Genomic DNA, 13646 nt, shown 5'->3' on the forward strand with positions numbered 1-13646 from the left:
CGCTGAAGCGCGCGCTCGTCGTCAGTCACGTCGCTTATGAGGGGATCGCGGGCTATCGCGCTCCGATCGAGGCGGCGGGCTATGCGATCGAGCGCGTCCCGGCCTGCGCCACCGACTTCGCGGTGCTCGACATGATCGCGCCCGACCTGCTGGTGGTGATGGGCGGGCCGATGGGCGTTTATGACACCGCCGACTATCCGTGGATCGCGCCGGAGATAGACGGGATCGCCGCGCGGATCGCGGTCGGGCGGCGGACGCTGGGCGTGTGCCTCGGCAGCCAGATGATCGCCGCCGCGCTGGGCGCGCGAGTCTATCCGGGGCACGGGCCGGAGGTAGGTTTCGCGCCGCTCGCCAATCTCGACATGGAATCGCCGCTTGCCCACCTTGCCGGCGTGGCGATGCTGCACTGGCACGGCGACACTTTCGACCTGCCGGCGGGGGCGCGGCGGCTGGCCTCCACCGCGCGCTACGCCAACCAGGCGTTCGCGGTCGGCGATCATGTGCTGGCGTTGCAGTTCCATGGCGAGATGGGCGAAGATCCGCGATTCGAGACATGGGTGGACGAGGGCGGGGCGATGATCGCGGCGGCGGGGCTGGACGCCGCCGCCTTGCGCCGCGATCACGCGGCGTTGGGGCCGCTCGCGGTCCGCGCGGGGCAGCGGATGCTGGCCGACTGGCTCGACGGGCCGGGGTGAAACCACGACAATTTTTCCGCGAGGTAACAGTGCCGACACGCCGGTGAAGCATAAGCGGCGTAGATGCCGGAGCGTCATCGGAAAGGAGATGCGCGATGAACCTCGATCGCGACCGCGCCTACCATACCCGCCGCGCCTATCAGGAAGCGGTCCGCGCGATCCGCACGCTGAGCGCCGACGCGGAAGCGAGCCACGACGAACTTTGCCTGATGCATTGCCGACGTTTCCTCGCGGCGATGGGGCCGGGCGGCAGGGTGCCGATCGCGGCCTAATACGGATCGATGTTCGGGCTTCCGCGCGTTGTCCCATCGTCATGCCGGACTTGATCCGGCATCCAGCGCCGCAAAGGTCATCGCCCGTTGCTCTGGATGCCGGATCAAGCCCGGCATGATGGGAGAATCCCGCCCATTTCACCGCCTGTCATGGCAGGCGCTTGGGAGAGGCTTGTGCCGGGGGTTCGCCGGGAGGCGGGCGCTGAACAAGAAGCTCAAGCCGCGTTGCGCGCAGCCGGACCCCGGCACAAGGCCGGGTGACGGATGGTGCATTTCTGGCCGGAACACTGGCGCGGGTTACCCGCGTCCCGCTTACGCCCAGCCCTCCAGCACCTGATCGGGCGGGCGGTGGCCGTCGGCCCACATGCGGATGTTGGCGATCACCTTCTCGCCGGTCGCGAACCGGCCCTCATAGGTGGCGGAGCCCATGTGCGGGGTCATCACCACATTGGGCAGCGCGAGCAGGCGCGGGTCGATCTCCGGCTCGTGCCGCCACACGTCCAGCCCGGCGCCGGCGAGCCGGCCCTCGGCCAGCGCCTCGACCATCGCATCCTCGTCTACCACGCCGCCGCGGCTCGTGTTGATGAGATAGACATGGCGCCGCATCAGCGCGATGCGGCGCGCGTCGAGCAGGTCGCGGCTGTCGTCGTTTAGCGGGGTGTGGATCGTCAGGATGTCGATCGCGCCCAGCATCTCGTCGAGATTGGGGTGCCATTGCGCGCCGAACTCGGCCTCCACCACCTTCGGCAATCGGTGGCGGTTGTGATAGTGGATCGACAGGCCGAAGGCGCGCGCGCGGCGCGCCACCGCCTGCCCGATCCGCCCCATGCCGACGATGCCGAGCGCCTTGCCGCCGATGCGGTGGCCGAGCATCCCGCCGGGGCTCCACCCGGTCCATTGGCCGGCGCGCACCAGCTTCTCGCCCTCCGCCAGCCGGCGCGGCACGGAGAGGATCAGCGCCAGCGTCATGTCGGCGGTGTCCTCGGTCAGCACGCCGGGGGTGTTGGTGACGATGATGCCGCGCGCGCGCGCGGCCTTCAGGTCGATATGGTTCACGCCCGCGCCGAAATTGGCGATCAGCTTCAGCCGCTCGCCCGCCCCGGCGATCAGCCCGGCGTCGATCGAATCGGTCATCGTCGGCACCAGCACGTCGCAATCCGCCATCGCCGCCGCCAGCTCGGCGCGGGTCAACGCGCGGTCGCTGCGGTTGTTGGTGGTGTCGAACAGCATTTCCAGCCGATCCATCACCGCATCGGGAAGCTCGCGGGTGACGATCACCTTCGGATTGGCGCAGCGTCGCGTTTCGACCATGAAAAGGGCTTGGCGAACGGCTCGCCCGGCGTCAACGGCATTGATCGATCGCGCGAAGCGTGAAAAGTCGGTTCGCTCCGGCAACAGGGGATGAAGATGCGACGGGCGGCGGTGATATTGGGCATGGTGATGGCTGGCGGATTGATCGCCGGCGATGCGATCGCGGCCGATCCGCCCGCGAAGCAGCCGTATTTCGCCTCGATCGCGCCGTCGCGCGCGCGGATGCGCAGCGGGCCGGGACGCAACTATCCGGCGACGTGGCTCTACGTCCGCGCCGACCTGCCGGTGCGCGTGGTCGACAGCTTCCAGGACTGGCGCAAGGTGGAGGACCCCGCCGGGACGCAGGGCTGGATGCAGGGCAAGATGGTCAGCCCGCGCCGCACCGCGCTGGTGCAGGGCGGCATCACCGAGCTGCGCGAGCAGCCGGCGGCCGGCGCGAAGGTGACGTGGCGCGCCGAGCCGGGCGTCGTCGGGCGGGTCAGCCAGTGCGGCGGCGGCTGGTGCCGGCTCGACGTGCGCGGCCAGGCCGGCTTCGTGGAAACCGCGCATTTATGGGGCGTCGCGCCCGGGGAGACGCTGCCATGACCTTCGCGCTCGACGGATTCGATCTCGATGCCTTCGTCCGCGCGACGCTGGCCGAGGATGCCGGCGACAAGGGCGACGTCACCTCCGACGCGGTGATCCCGGCGGAGGCGCGGTTCCGCGCGGTGATGGGGACGCGCGACGCGATCACCGTCGCCGGGCTGGAGATCGCCGCCGCCTTCTTCCGCGCGCTCGATCCCGAGGTGTCGGTCGAGATGCTGGTGGCGGACGGCACCAGCGTGCCGCGCGGCACCGCGCTGATGCGGCTGGAGGGCCGCGCGCGGGCGATGCTGACGGCGGAGCGTTCGGCGCTCAACACCGCGCAGCACCTTTCCGGCATCGCGACGCTGACGCGCAGCTACGTCGATCGCATCGCCGGCACCGGCGCGACCCTGCTCGACACGCGCAAGACGATCCCCGGCCTCAGGCGGCTGGAGAAATATGCCACCCGGATGGGCGGCGCGAAGAACCATCGCATGGGCCTGTGGGACGCGGCGATGATCAAGGACAACCATGTCGCGATCGCCGGCGGCGTCGACGAGGCGGTGCGCCGCGCGAAGGCGGCCGGCATCCCGGAGATCATCGTCGAGGTCGACCGGATCGACCAGATCGAGCCGGCGCTCGCGGCGGGCGCGACCTGGCTGCTGCTCGACAACATGGCGCCGCCGACGCTGCGCGGCGCGGTGACGCTGATCGGCGGGCGCGTGCCGGTCGAGGCGTCGGGCGGCGTCACGCTGGAGACGATCCGCGCGATCGCGGAGACCGGCGTCACCTATGTCAGCGTCGGCCGGATCACCCAGTCCGCTCCGGCCGCCGACATCGGGCTGGATTTCGCGGCCGTCTGATCCGCTTGCGCCGGGGCGGCGTGACGCTAACCTTCGGGCGCAAAGGGGGAAGAATCATGCAGCGTCCAGCCTCGATCGTCCGTTACGAGCAACTCTATCTCGCATCCTTCGTCCTCGGCCTCGTCGCGTCGGGGGTGAACTGGCAGGGGCGGGCGGCGCAGCTCGCCGCGAATCCGGCGCTTGCCAGCATGCAGTGGCTCGCGCCGCTCTCGCTGGTGATCGGCATCGTGATCGCCGTTACCTTGTGGTATTTCACCGCGCGCAAGCCCAGCGCGGCGGCGAAATGGGTGGTGGTGGTGTTCGCCGCGCTCTCCGTGCTGGGGATCGGCGGCAACATATTGACGCTGCTGCGCGGCGGGCCGGTGTTCGCGGTGCTGCTCGGCGTGATCGTGTCGTTGCTCTACATCGCGGCGGCGGTATTGCTGTTCAGGCCGGACGCGAAAATCTGGTTCGGCGAGCAAGTGAATGGAGACGATCCGGCATGACCTTCAACCGCGCGCTGCTTGCCGGCGCCGCCGCCCTTGCCGCGCTGCCCGGCGTGGCGGGCGCGCAGGCCTATCGCTGCGCCGTGCCGGACGAGATCGCGACCCCGCATCCCGATCTGCCCAACGAACGCGAGCCGCAGCGGCTGCTGCCGATCGGCGGCTATACGCTGGCGATAAGCTGGTCCCCGCAATTCTGCCGCACGCGGATGCACGATCCGAAGGCGCGGATGCAGTGCGGCGGCAACCGCTTCGGCTTCGTGCTGCACGGCCTGTGGCCGGACGGCGAGGGCAAGGACTGGCCGCAATATTGCGCCGCGACCGATATCGTGCCGCGTCAGGTGATCGCGGCCAACCTGTGCTCCACCCCCTCGGCGCAATTGCTCCAGCACGAATGGGCCAAGCACGGCACCTGCATGGCCGGCGAGACGCCGGCGAGCTTCTTCCGCCGCTCGACCGGCATGTACGCCAGGCTGCGCTATCCCGACATGAACGCCCTGTCGCGCCGGCCGCTGACCGCCGGGCAGTTCGCGGCGGCGCTGGCGCGCGCCAATCCGGGGCTGAGCGCGGACATGATGCGGATCACCGCCAACCGGCAGGGCTGGCTGGACGAGGTGTGGCTGTGCCTCGACCGGAAATTCGCCTTTACCACCTGCCCCGCGCATCAGGGCGGGCTGGCCGCCGATGCCCGGCTGAGGATCTGGCGCGGGCCGCGCTGAGCCGCGCGGTTGCCGGCCCCTCCACAGAGCGGGAGGGGCCGTTGCCTCAGATGCCGACCCGCAGCGTGGCGCGGATGTCGCGGCCCGCGAGCGGGGCGAAATCCTTGAGCACGCTCGCGGCGCGGCGCGCGTCCACGTCGAACAGGTTGTTCGCCGCCACGGTGATGCTCGTCCGGTCGTTCCCCGCGAACGGCTTGAACGAGAAGGAGGCGTTGACCATCGTATAGGGCGCGGTCGCGGTCTCGTAACCGGCGATGCGGTTCTGGCGGAACACATGCTCGAGCTCGACGCGCGCGCTGGTGCGGTCACCCTGCGCCTCCAGCCCGCCGAGGATGCGGAGCGGCGGGATACGCGGCACGGGGCTGACGTCCACCACCGTCGCGCGGACGTAATCGGCGAGGATATCGGCGTTGATCCGTTGCCCGCCGATCGTCGCCAGCCGCTTCGACGCGTCGATCTCGAAGCCGTAATAGCGCGCCTTCGCCTGGGTATATTGGAAGCAGGGGAATTCCACCTCCCGTCCCGACGGCGCGGCCGCCGCCTCGCACACGTCCTGCCCGGTCTGGTTCTCGTAGATATAGTCGTCGAACCAGTTGTAATAGGCCGAGGCGTCGAGGCTGAAACCGTCGCCGTGCGCGTGGAGCGTCGCCTCCAGCCCCCATGACTTCTCGGTGCGGAAGTTCGGGTTGCCCAGCTCATAGGCCTGCGTGCCGGCATGGGCGCCGTTGGCGAACAATTCCTCCGCCGACGGCGCGCGCTCGGTGCGCGATGCGTTGAGACCGAGCCGCACCCCGTTGGCGATGCCATAGGACGCGCCGAGCGAGCCGGAGAAGGTGTCGAAGCCGCGCGTGCCGTTGAAGAAGCGCGGATCGTCGAGCGGATTGCGCGCGGCGAGGCTGGTATGTTCATAACGCACTCCGCCCTCGGCCTTGAAGGCGCCGCTCTCATATTGCTGGAGCGTGAAGAGGCCGACCTGCTGCGTGTCGTTGCGCGGCAGGAATGCTTCCTCGCCCACGACGTTGAACTGGCGGCTGAAATATTGCGCCCCGCTCGCGCCGTTCCAGCCGCCGTGATCCGCCTGGAGGAACTCCACCCGGCCTTCCAGCCCCTTGTTGTAGAAAGCGGTGCCGACCTCGCCGTCCTCCTCCAGCTCGAAATGGCGGTAGCTGGCATAGGCGGCGCGCAGGCGGATGCGGTCGAGGAAGCCGCCGCCCGTCTCCACCTCGCCGCGCAGGTCGAAGCGGTTCTGGAGCACCGAGAGGCGCGGGGCCTCCTGCTCCTGGCCCGGCTCGGTCGCGTAGCGGATCGGCACGCCGTAGAGGCTGTCGTAATGGCTGTACGACGCGCCGAGCGAGCCGCCGTCGGTGATGAGCGCGGCGCCGACCCCCGCCGTCCACGTCTCCGCCGCCGAATTGGGCAGCCGCCCCTTCAGCCGCGCGGAGGCGGCGAAGTCGATCGGATCGTCGGGCGCTTCCGCCGCCGCCGCCAGTGCCGCGCGGCGGGCAGCGGGGGAGAGGACATAGCCGCCGATGCGCAGATCGTCGGCCTTCAGATAGGAGCCGTCGGCGTGCAGGACGAGATTCCTCGTCACCGCCACGTCGCCCGCCGCGCCGACCGAGCGCTCGCTCGCGGCGCTGGCATAGCTGCCGATCGCGTTCAGCCGGTATCCGTTCTCCGGCACTTTGCGCGGAATACGCGAATCGATCACATTGACCACGCCGCCAACCGCCGACGAGCCGTAGAGCAACGCCGCCGGGCCGCGCAGCACCTCGACGCGCTCGGCGAGCAGCGGGTCGATCACGACGGCGTGATCGACCGAGGTGTTCGACACGTCGACCGAGCCGATGCCGTCGGTCAGCACGCGGATGCGGTCGCCCTGGAAGCCGCGCAGGATCGGGCGCGACGCGCTCGGGCCGAAGGAGGTGGCCGACACGCCGGGCAGCCGCGCCAGCGTCTCGCCGATCGTCGGGCGCAGCTCGCGGTTGAGGCGGTCGCCGGAAAGGACCGAGGTGCCCTGCAACACGTCCATCTCGTCATGGGCGACCGGCGCGGAGACGATCACGTCCTGCGGCGTCGAGTCCTGCGCGGCGGGGGTTTCGGCGAGCGCGGGCGTAGCGGCAAGCGCGACGAGGATGGCGGCGAGCGGGCCAGTGGCGGCGTTTCCCTGAATCATGAAGCCCGGCTAAACGCAATGTTACATCATATCAACACTATTCGTCGTGCGTTATCATCGCCTTGTCGCTCAGCGGCCGCGTTCGACCGAATCCAGGATGCGCGCTGCGGCCATGAACACCGTGCCGGCGCACGCCACAAACAGCAGCCGCCCGCCATAGCCGGGGAAGTCGTGCATATAGTGAATCCCGCGCTCGACCGCGCCCGTGCCGAGCGCATAAATCACCAGGAACGCTTCGAATTTCGTCTTGATGACGAACAGGCGGGCGATGCGGGACCACATGCCTCGCGCACACGCAAATGATGTGCCAGCGGCGGATTCCCGTTATTTTCGGCGCGGGCATGATGGTTAATTGTAAGTAAATTCGACATTTTCCGTCATTCCTCACGCGGGAATCGCGGGGAGGGTCAGGCCAGCACCGCCAGATCCAGCACTTCCAGCAGCGCGCGGCGCGCCTCCTCGATCCGGGCGATCAAAGCGGTATCGCCGATCGACTCCACCGCGATCGCCTCCGGCCAGCGCGCCTCGATCACCGCCGCGATCCGGTCGAGCTTCGCGTCGTCGACCATGAAGCGCGGGTCGATCGTCGCCGGATCGGCCACCACCCGCAGCCGCAGGCACGCCGGGCCGCCGCCGTTGGCCATCGATTCGCGCACGTCGACCACCTCCACCGCGCGGATCGGGCCATTGCCGGAGACGTGAGACTGAAGCCAATCCCACACGCGAGGATTGTCGCGCGCCTCGCCGGGGACGATCAGCGTCTGGCCGCCGCCGGGCGGCGAGACGAGTTGCGCGTTGAACAGATAGGAGCGGATCGCGTCGTCGAGGCTGACGCGGCTGGCCGGCACCTCGACGATCTCCACCTCGGGCATCAGCGCCCGGAGCCGCGCGTAGAAGCCGGCCCTGTCGGCGAATGCCTCCTCATGCGCGAACAGGGTGCGCTCGTTCGCCACCGCCACCACGTCGTTGTGGAAGGCGCCGGCCGCGATCGCCGCCGGGGACTGCTCGACGAACAGCGTCCGTGCCGGATCGAGTCGATGGGCGCGGGCGATCGCCTCGCTCGCCTCGCGATGCTGGCGCGCGGGGAAGGGGCCGCCTGGCTCGCCATAGACGAACACCTCGACGCCGGGCGCGCCGTGCGCCGCGCAGAGCCGCATGTGGTTGGCCGCGCCCTCGTCGCCGAACGGGGCCGGGATCGGCTCGTGCACCGCGAAGGCGGCGTCGGCGAAGGCGAGGCGGAGCTGCGCCAGCGTCGCGGGCCATTCATGGCTGCGGTGCGGCATGGTCATCAGGTTGGCGACCGTCAGGTGGCAGCGTCCGTCGCCGCTGTCCGCCGCCGGGGAGACGGTCGCGGCATTGGCCGCCCACATCGCCGAGGCGGAAAGCGCGCGCGCCTGAAGATGCGGCGCGGCACGGGCATAGTCGGTGGCGAGCGCCGCCAGCCAGTGATGGTCCGGCCGGGGATGTGGCAGCAGGATGCCCTGTACCAGCCCCAGCGCGAGGTTGGCGCGCATCTTGGCGATGCCCTGCAACGCGGCGGCGCGCGGATGGGCGACATGGCCGGCGTTGCGCGTCGCGGCGAGGTTGCCGGGGCTGAGGCCGGCATAATTGTGGCTCGGGCCGACGATGCCGTCGAAGTTGATCTCGCGCATCACGTTCTCGCCATGAAAGTGACGTTGCTGTCCTCCTGCGCGCCGATCGCCCTCGCGCTCGCGGAATCGATCACCACCGCATCGCCCACCTCGCGCACGACGCCCAGCGCGCAGCGGAAATCGGCCAGCTCGCCATAGGCGACCAGCGCCTGCGTCCCGCCCTCGTCGTCGATCGCGACGACCGGCGCGGTCCGCGCGTCGCGGATCGAACGGACATTGTCGGTCCGCGCCGTCATCGTCGGGCCGCCGTCGAAGATGTCGATGTAATTCTCGAACGAGAAGCCTTCATTCTCCAGCATCCGCATCGCCGCCCGGCCGGAGGGGTGCGGCAGGCCGATCGCGGCGCGCGCCGTCTCGGAGAGCATCGCGGTGTAGATCGGGTGCTTCGGCATCAGGTCGGCGATGAACTGGTGGCCGTGAGTGGCGTTATACTGGTCCGCGTCCTGGAAGTTCATGCCGAAGAAGCGCCCGGCCAGCCCGTCCCAGAACGGCGATCCGCCCGCCTCGTCGATGATGCCGCGCAGCTCGGCGAGGATGCGGTCGGCGAAACGCCGGCGGTGCATGCGGATGAACAGGTAGCGGCTGCGCGCGAGCAGCATCCCCAGGCCGCCGGCGCGCTCGCCGGGGTGGAGGAACAGGCCGCCGACCTCGCTCGACCCTTCGAGATCGGTGGTGAGCGACAGCATCTCGGCGCGGAAGGTGCGGCCGAGCTGGTCGCTGTGCTGGGTCAGCGTGCCGATGCGGTAGCTGTAGAAGGGGTGGCGCTGCCCGACCTGCGTGAAGAGCTGGCAGGTGCCGCGCACCTCGCCGGTCTCGCCATTCTCCAGGATCAGCACGAACAGCTCGTCGCCCAGCTCCCCCTCGGTGCGGGCGAAGGCGGCATGGCTGCGATCGAGCTTGGCCTTCAGCGCGGGCCGGTCGGCCGGCAGGTTGGTGAAGCCGCCGCCGGTCAGCTTCGCCATCTCGTAGAGCGGCGCGAGATCGGCGTCATGCGCCGCGCGAACGACGAAGCTCACAGCCGCCCCTCCGCGATGCGCAGCATGGTGAGGGCGGAGAGCGCGGCGCGCTCGGCCAGGCTGTCGACGATCAAATATTCCTCCCCCGAATGGATCGCGCCCCCCCGCGCGCCCATCGTGTCCACCACGGGCACGCCGCACGCCGCGATATTGTTGCCGTCGCACACCCCGCCGGTCGCGCGCCAGCCGATCGCGAGGCCCAGATCGGCGCCGGCATCGCGCACCAGATCGAACAGTCGCGCCGCGCCTGGGTCGATCGGCTTGGGCGGGCGGTTGAAGCCGCCGTGGACCTCGACGTGCACGTCATGCGCCACGGCGACCTCCGCCACCGCCGCGTCGATCCGCGCGCGGGCGCGGGCGATCTCGTCCTGCGAGGCGGGGCGGAAGTTGACGCGCAGCACGGCGAGATCGGGCACGACATTGTTCGGCCCGCCGCCATCGATCCGCGCCGGGTTGACCGCCAGTTGCGGCCCGCGCGCGGCGGCGAGGCGCAGCGCGATGTCCGCCGCCGCGACGATGGCGTTGCGGCCGTCCTCGGGATTGCGCCCGGCATGGGCGGCGCGGCCGCGCACGACGATCGAGAAATTCCCCGTGCCGCCGCGCGCGCCGGCCAGCGTGCCGTCGGGCAGCGCCGGTTCATAGGTGAGCGCGGCCGTCTTGCCCCGCGCCAGCCCGGCGATCAGCGCGGCGGACGAGAAGGAGCCGGTTTCCTCGTCCGAGTTGATCAGCACGTCATAGCCGATCGCGCTGCCCGCCGCCTCGACGCCCTCCAGCGCGGCGAGCATCACCGCGAGGCCGCCCTTCATGTCCGCCACGCCGGGGCCGTTGATCGTGCCGTCCGGCCGGTCGGCGAGCGTCTGGAAAGGGTGGTCGGCGGGGAATACCGTGTCCATATGCCCGGTCAGCAGCAGCCGCACGGGTGCATCGGGGCGCACCACGAGGTGGAGGTGGCGGCCGTGCGCGATCGGCTCGACCTCGCCCGCCGCCGTCACGCGCTCGGCCGGCGCCGGCTCGACCAGCCGCACCTCGCCGGGCAGCGCGGAGAAGGCGTCGGCCAGCATCCCCGCCACGCTCGCCAGCCCGGCGAGATTGCCCGTGCCGCTGTTGACCGCCGCCCACTGCCGCACCCGCGCCAGCATCGGCGAGGACCGCGCCCGCTCGATCGCGCGTGTTTCGTGTGCCGACAAACCCCTCATCCGCAAGTGGTAGCGCGGTCAGAACGTATAGACCAGAGACGCCCTGCTGGTGGTGTCGGTGGTGCGCCGGCCCTCCGGCGGCATGCTTTCATATTGCACGACATAGGAAAGCTGCGCCGACAGCGGCCCCACGACCTTCGCCGCGAGCGCGGTGGTGCCGCTGACGGACGAATTGTAATGCTGGAGATAGGCCGAGGCGACCTGCGTCAGCTTCAGCCCAGGCGCGAATTTCCACCCGAAATCCATGCTGCCGCGCGCCGCGATGCTGCTCTGTTCCGTCTGGTCGGTGAAGGCGGTGTAGCGATAGGCCGGGCCAAGCTCCAGGTCGAGCTTCATCGCCGGCGTCTGGATCGCGCTGTAGCCCGCGCCGACCGATGCGGAATAGCGATCGGTATAGCCGAGGAAGCGATCGGATTCGAATTGCCCCGCGCCATAGATGTAGCGGCGCGAATCGATCTTGTAGTTCGGCTCGTAGCTGGCGAGATAATGTTCTCGCGTGGTGATCCCCAGGCTGCGCTGGTAATCGGCCTGGAGGTGCACCTTCTGCCGCCATTGCAGCCCCTCGCGCGTCAGGTCGAGCACGCCGGTCGCGCCGGCGGTCTCGCTGTTGCCGGTGGTGAGATAGCCGCCCAGCTCCGCGCGGCCGCGCCACAGGTCGAACAGGCGCGCCTCGCGGATGCGCGTGTCGTGCGCGCGCTTGCGCTCGTCGCGCCACTGTTCCGCGACCTTCGCCACCGCGTCGCCGCTCGCCGGGTCGGCGGTACGGGCGTATTTGACGATCGTCGTCACTTCCGCATCGTTGCCGGCGGCGATCGCCGCCTCCAGCATCGCCTTGATCGGGGGCGGAATGGTCACTTCCCCCGCCGGGTGCCTGTCGCCGTCGGCGGGATTGTCGCCCGTGACGACGGCGGTGTTGGCGAGCAGCAGCGGGAAGGCGAGGAGAAGCGCGCGCATCGTCGTATTGTTAACCGGCTTTATGGCGATTTTGCAGCGGCGCGCGGGCGGCGGACGGCAGGGTGTGGCTCAGCCGAGACGATCGGAAAAGGCCGCCAGCACCTGCTCGTAGAGCGCGCGCTTGAACGGCACGATCATGTCGGGCAGTTCGGCCGGCGCGGCCCAGCGCCACGCGCGGAACTCTGGATGCGCGGTGCGGATGTCGATGTCGTCGTCCGTGCCGGTGAAGCGGAACAGGAACCAGCGCTGGCGCTGGCCGCGATACCGGCCCTTCCATACCTTGCCGATCAGCTCGGGCGGCAGGTCGTAGGTCAGCTCCTCCGGCGCCTCGGCGATGAGGTCGAGATGGCGCGGCGCGACGCCCGTCTCCTCGCCCAGCTCGCGGATCGCGGCGGCGCGCGCGTCCTCGCCCGGATCGATCCCGCCCTGCGGCATCTGCCACGCCTCCAGCGTGGTATCGATGCGCTGGCCGACGAACACCAGCCCGTCGCGGTTCATCATCATCGCGCCCGCGCAGGGGCGGTAGGGGAGGTCGCTCGTCATGGTGGGGGCAGCGCTATCCGATGCCGGCCGGGGCCGCCAGTCCCCAAACCGTCGCCGGGTGGCGGCGCGCCTATTTCGCGCCCGCCTCCGCGATCGCCTCCTTCACCGCCGCGAGATAGCCGGCGGCGTCCTTGGCCGCGGAGGGGATCGCCTGGCGCAGGTTGACGAAGCCGTGGATGTTGCCCTTCGCCTCGCGGAACGTCACCGGCACGCCGGCCAGCGCCAGCGCTGCGGCATAGGCGCGGCCCTGGTCGCGGATCGGATCGAGGCTGGCGGTGACGATCACCGCCGGCGGCATGCCGGCAAGGTCGCCGGCCAGCGGCGAGCCGCGCACATGCGCCACGTCCGCCGCATAATGGTCGGCGAACCAGATCATCCCGTCGCGGGTGAGCAGGAACCCTTCCGCGAATTGCTCGAACGAGGGATATTCCGTCGCCATGTCGGCCGCCGGATAGATCGGCGCCTGCACGATCACCGGCACCTTCGCCGGCGCGTCGCGCAGCGCCATCGCCGTCACGATCGTCAGGTTGCCCCCGGCGCTGTCGCCGGAGAGGACGAGGCCGGTCACGCCGCGCCCCAGCTCGCCGGGATTGCCCGCGACCCAGCGCGCGGCCGCCTCGCAATCGTCCGGCGCGGCGGGCCACGGCGCTTCCGGCGCGAGCCGATAGTCGATCGAGACCACTGGCAGGTCGAGCTGGCGCGCCATCTCGGCGGTGAAGCTGGCGTGGGTGTCGATATCGCCGATCACGAAGCCGCCGCCGTGATAGAACACCACCACCGGCCCCGGATCGCGGGTCGCGCGCGCGTCGAACAGCCGTGCCGGAATCGCGCCCGCCGGGCCGGGAATGGCGAAGTCCTTGATGACGGCCAGCTCGCCCACCGGCGGATCGGCAATGTCCTTCATCGCGGTATAGACGGCGCGGGCGTCGGCCGGCGGCTGCTCGTGCATCTTCGGGCCGGGCACGTTGTTGAGATAATCGAGAAAGGCGCGCACGTCGGGGCGGACATAGGGCGCGGCGTCGGCGGCGGGGCGGTCGATCAGCGTGTCGGTCATCGCGTCGTCTCTCCTCACGGGTTCGCTTTTGCTACCGATCCTGCCGCATAACGCCGGCCGCGTCCATCGCCCGCGAAAGCGCGGCTTGTCATGCGGCCATATCATTCTACGTTGGAACGTGGAGAGACGAGGGCGTAAGGCCCCCAAGACAA

Annotated in this window: 15 protein-coding genes; 6 read left to right on the forward strand and 9 right to left on the reverse strand. The window is 70.0% G+C overall.

Translation table 11 applies throughout. From position 1 onward, the window contains the following. Window positions 1-2: 2 nt before the first annotated feature. Both F9288_RS08225 and F9288_RS08230 read left to right on the forward strand, forming a co-directional pair. Window positions 3-695, forward strand: coding sequence for a glutamine amidotransferase (locus F9288_RS08225; RefSeq protein ID WP_174838970.1), 693 nt, complete (start codon window positions 3-5; stop codon window positions 693-695). Window positions 696-790: 95 nt separating this feature from the next. Beyond that, window positions 791-967: a hypothetical protein gene (locus F9288_RS08230; RefSeq protein ID WP_174836175.1), complete on the forward strand. Its 177-nt coding sequence runs from the start codon at window positions 791-793 to the stop codon at window positions 965-967. A gap of 312 nt (window positions 968-1279) precedes the next feature. On the opposite strand, the gene F9288_RS08235 is transcribed toward F9288_RS08230, so the two are convergent. Next, window positions 1280-2278, reverse strand: coding sequence for a D-glycerate dehydrogenase (locus F9288_RS08235; protein ID WP_174836176.1), 999 nt, complete (start codon window positions 2276-2278; stop codon window positions 1280-1282). 90 nt (window positions 2279-2368) lie between these two features. On the opposite strand from F9288_RS08235, the gene F9288_RS08240 reads away from it, so the two are divergent. Genes F9288_RS08240 through F9288_RS08255 form a run of 4 tightly spaced genes read left to right on the forward strand, consistent with a single transcriptional unit; the run spans window position 2369 to window position 4906 of the window. Next, on the forward strand, window positions 2369-2863 hold the full coding sequence (locus F9288_RS08240; protein ID WP_174836177.1) for an SH3 domain-containing protein: 495 nt from the start codon (window positions 2369-2371) through the stop codon (window positions 2861-2863). Then, entirely contained in the window at window positions 2860-3705 is an 846-nt protein-coding gene (nadC, locus tag F9288_RS08245) for a carboxylating nicotinate-nucleotide diphosphorylase (protein WP_174836178.1), read from the forward strand. Before F9288_RS08240 ends, nadC begins: the two co-directional genes overlap by 4 nt. Window positions 3706-3761: 56 nt before the next feature. Beyond that, window positions 3762-4190 (forward strand): hypothetical protein, encoded by a 429-nt coding sequence (locus tag F9288_RS08250; RefSeq protein WP_174836179.1) that lies wholly within the window; start codon window positions 3762-3764, stop codon window positions 4188-4190. Beyond that, window positions 4187-4906: a ribonuclease T gene (locus F9288_RS08255; protein WP_174836180.1), complete on the forward strand. Its 720-nt coding sequence runs from the start codon at window positions 4187-4189 to the stop codon at window positions 4904-4906. The genes F9288_RS08250 and F9288_RS08255 overlap by 4 nt, the downstream gene beginning before the upstream one ends. Window positions 4907-4952: 46 nt before the next feature. On the opposite strand, the gene F9288_RS08260 is transcribed toward F9288_RS08255, so the two are convergent. The 8 genes from F9288_RS08260 to F9288_RS08295 form a co-directional block, all read right to left on the reverse strand. Beyond that, window positions 4953-7079 carry a TonB-dependent receptor gene (locus tag F9288_RS08260; RefSeq protein WP_174836181.1) on the reverse strand — a complete coding sequence of 709 codons (2127 nt, stop codon included), beginning with the start codon at window positions 7077-7079 and terminating at the stop codon, window positions 4953-4955. Window positions 7080-7148: 69 nt separating this feature from the next. After that, window positions 7149-7361, reverse strand: a complete 213-nt coding sequence (locus F9288_RS08265; protein ID WP_174836182.1) for a hypothetical protein — start codon at window positions 7359-7361, stop codon at window positions 7149-7151. Between the two features lie 125 nt (window positions 7362-7486). After that, window positions 7487-8731: an N-succinylarginine dihydrolase gene (locus F9288_RS08270; RefSeq protein WP_174836183.1), complete on the reverse strand. Its 1245-nt coding sequence runs from the start codon at window positions 8729-8731 to the stop codon at window positions 7487-7489. Next, window positions 8731-9747 (reverse strand): arginine N-succinyltransferase, encoded by a 1017-nt coding sequence (locus tag F9288_RS08275; protein ID WP_174836184.1) that lies wholly within the window; start codon window positions 9745-9747, stop codon window positions 8731-8733. Before F9288_RS08275 ends, F9288_RS08270 begins: the two co-directional genes overlap by 1 nt. Continuing rightward, window positions 9744-10943: a hydrolase gene (locus F9288_RS08280; protein WP_174836185.1), complete on the reverse strand. Its 1200-nt coding sequence runs from the start codon at window positions 10941-10943 to the stop codon at window positions 9744-9746. The genes F9288_RS08275 and F9288_RS08280 overlap by 4 nt, the downstream gene beginning before the upstream one ends. A gap of 18 nt (window positions 10944-10961) precedes the next feature. Then, window positions 10962-11897: a YdiY family protein gene (locus tag F9288_RS08285; protein ID WP_174836186.1), complete on the reverse strand. Its 936-nt coding sequence runs from the start codon at window positions 11895-11897 to the stop codon at window positions 10962-10964. Window positions 11898-11966: 69 nt separating this feature from the next. Next, the gene (locus F9288_RS08290; protein WP_174836187.1) at window positions 11967-12440 is read right to left on the reverse strand and encodes an RNA pyrophosphohydrolase; all 474 of its coding nucleotides are present in this window, start codon (window positions 12438-12440) and stop codon (window positions 11967-11969) included. Window positions 12441-12510: 70 nt separating this feature from the next. Continuing rightward, on the reverse strand, window positions 12511-13494 hold the full coding sequence (locus F9288_RS08295) for an alpha/beta hydrolase (protein WP_174836188.1): 984 nt from the start codon (window positions 13492-13494) through the stop codon (window positions 12511-12513). Window positions 13495-13646 lie beyond the last annotated feature (152 nt).

The organism is Sphingomonas sp. CL5.1 (assembly GCF_013344685.1).
Classification (GTDB): domain Bacteria; phylum Pseudomonadota; class Alphaproteobacteria; order Sphingomonadales; family Sphingomonadaceae; genus Sphingomonas.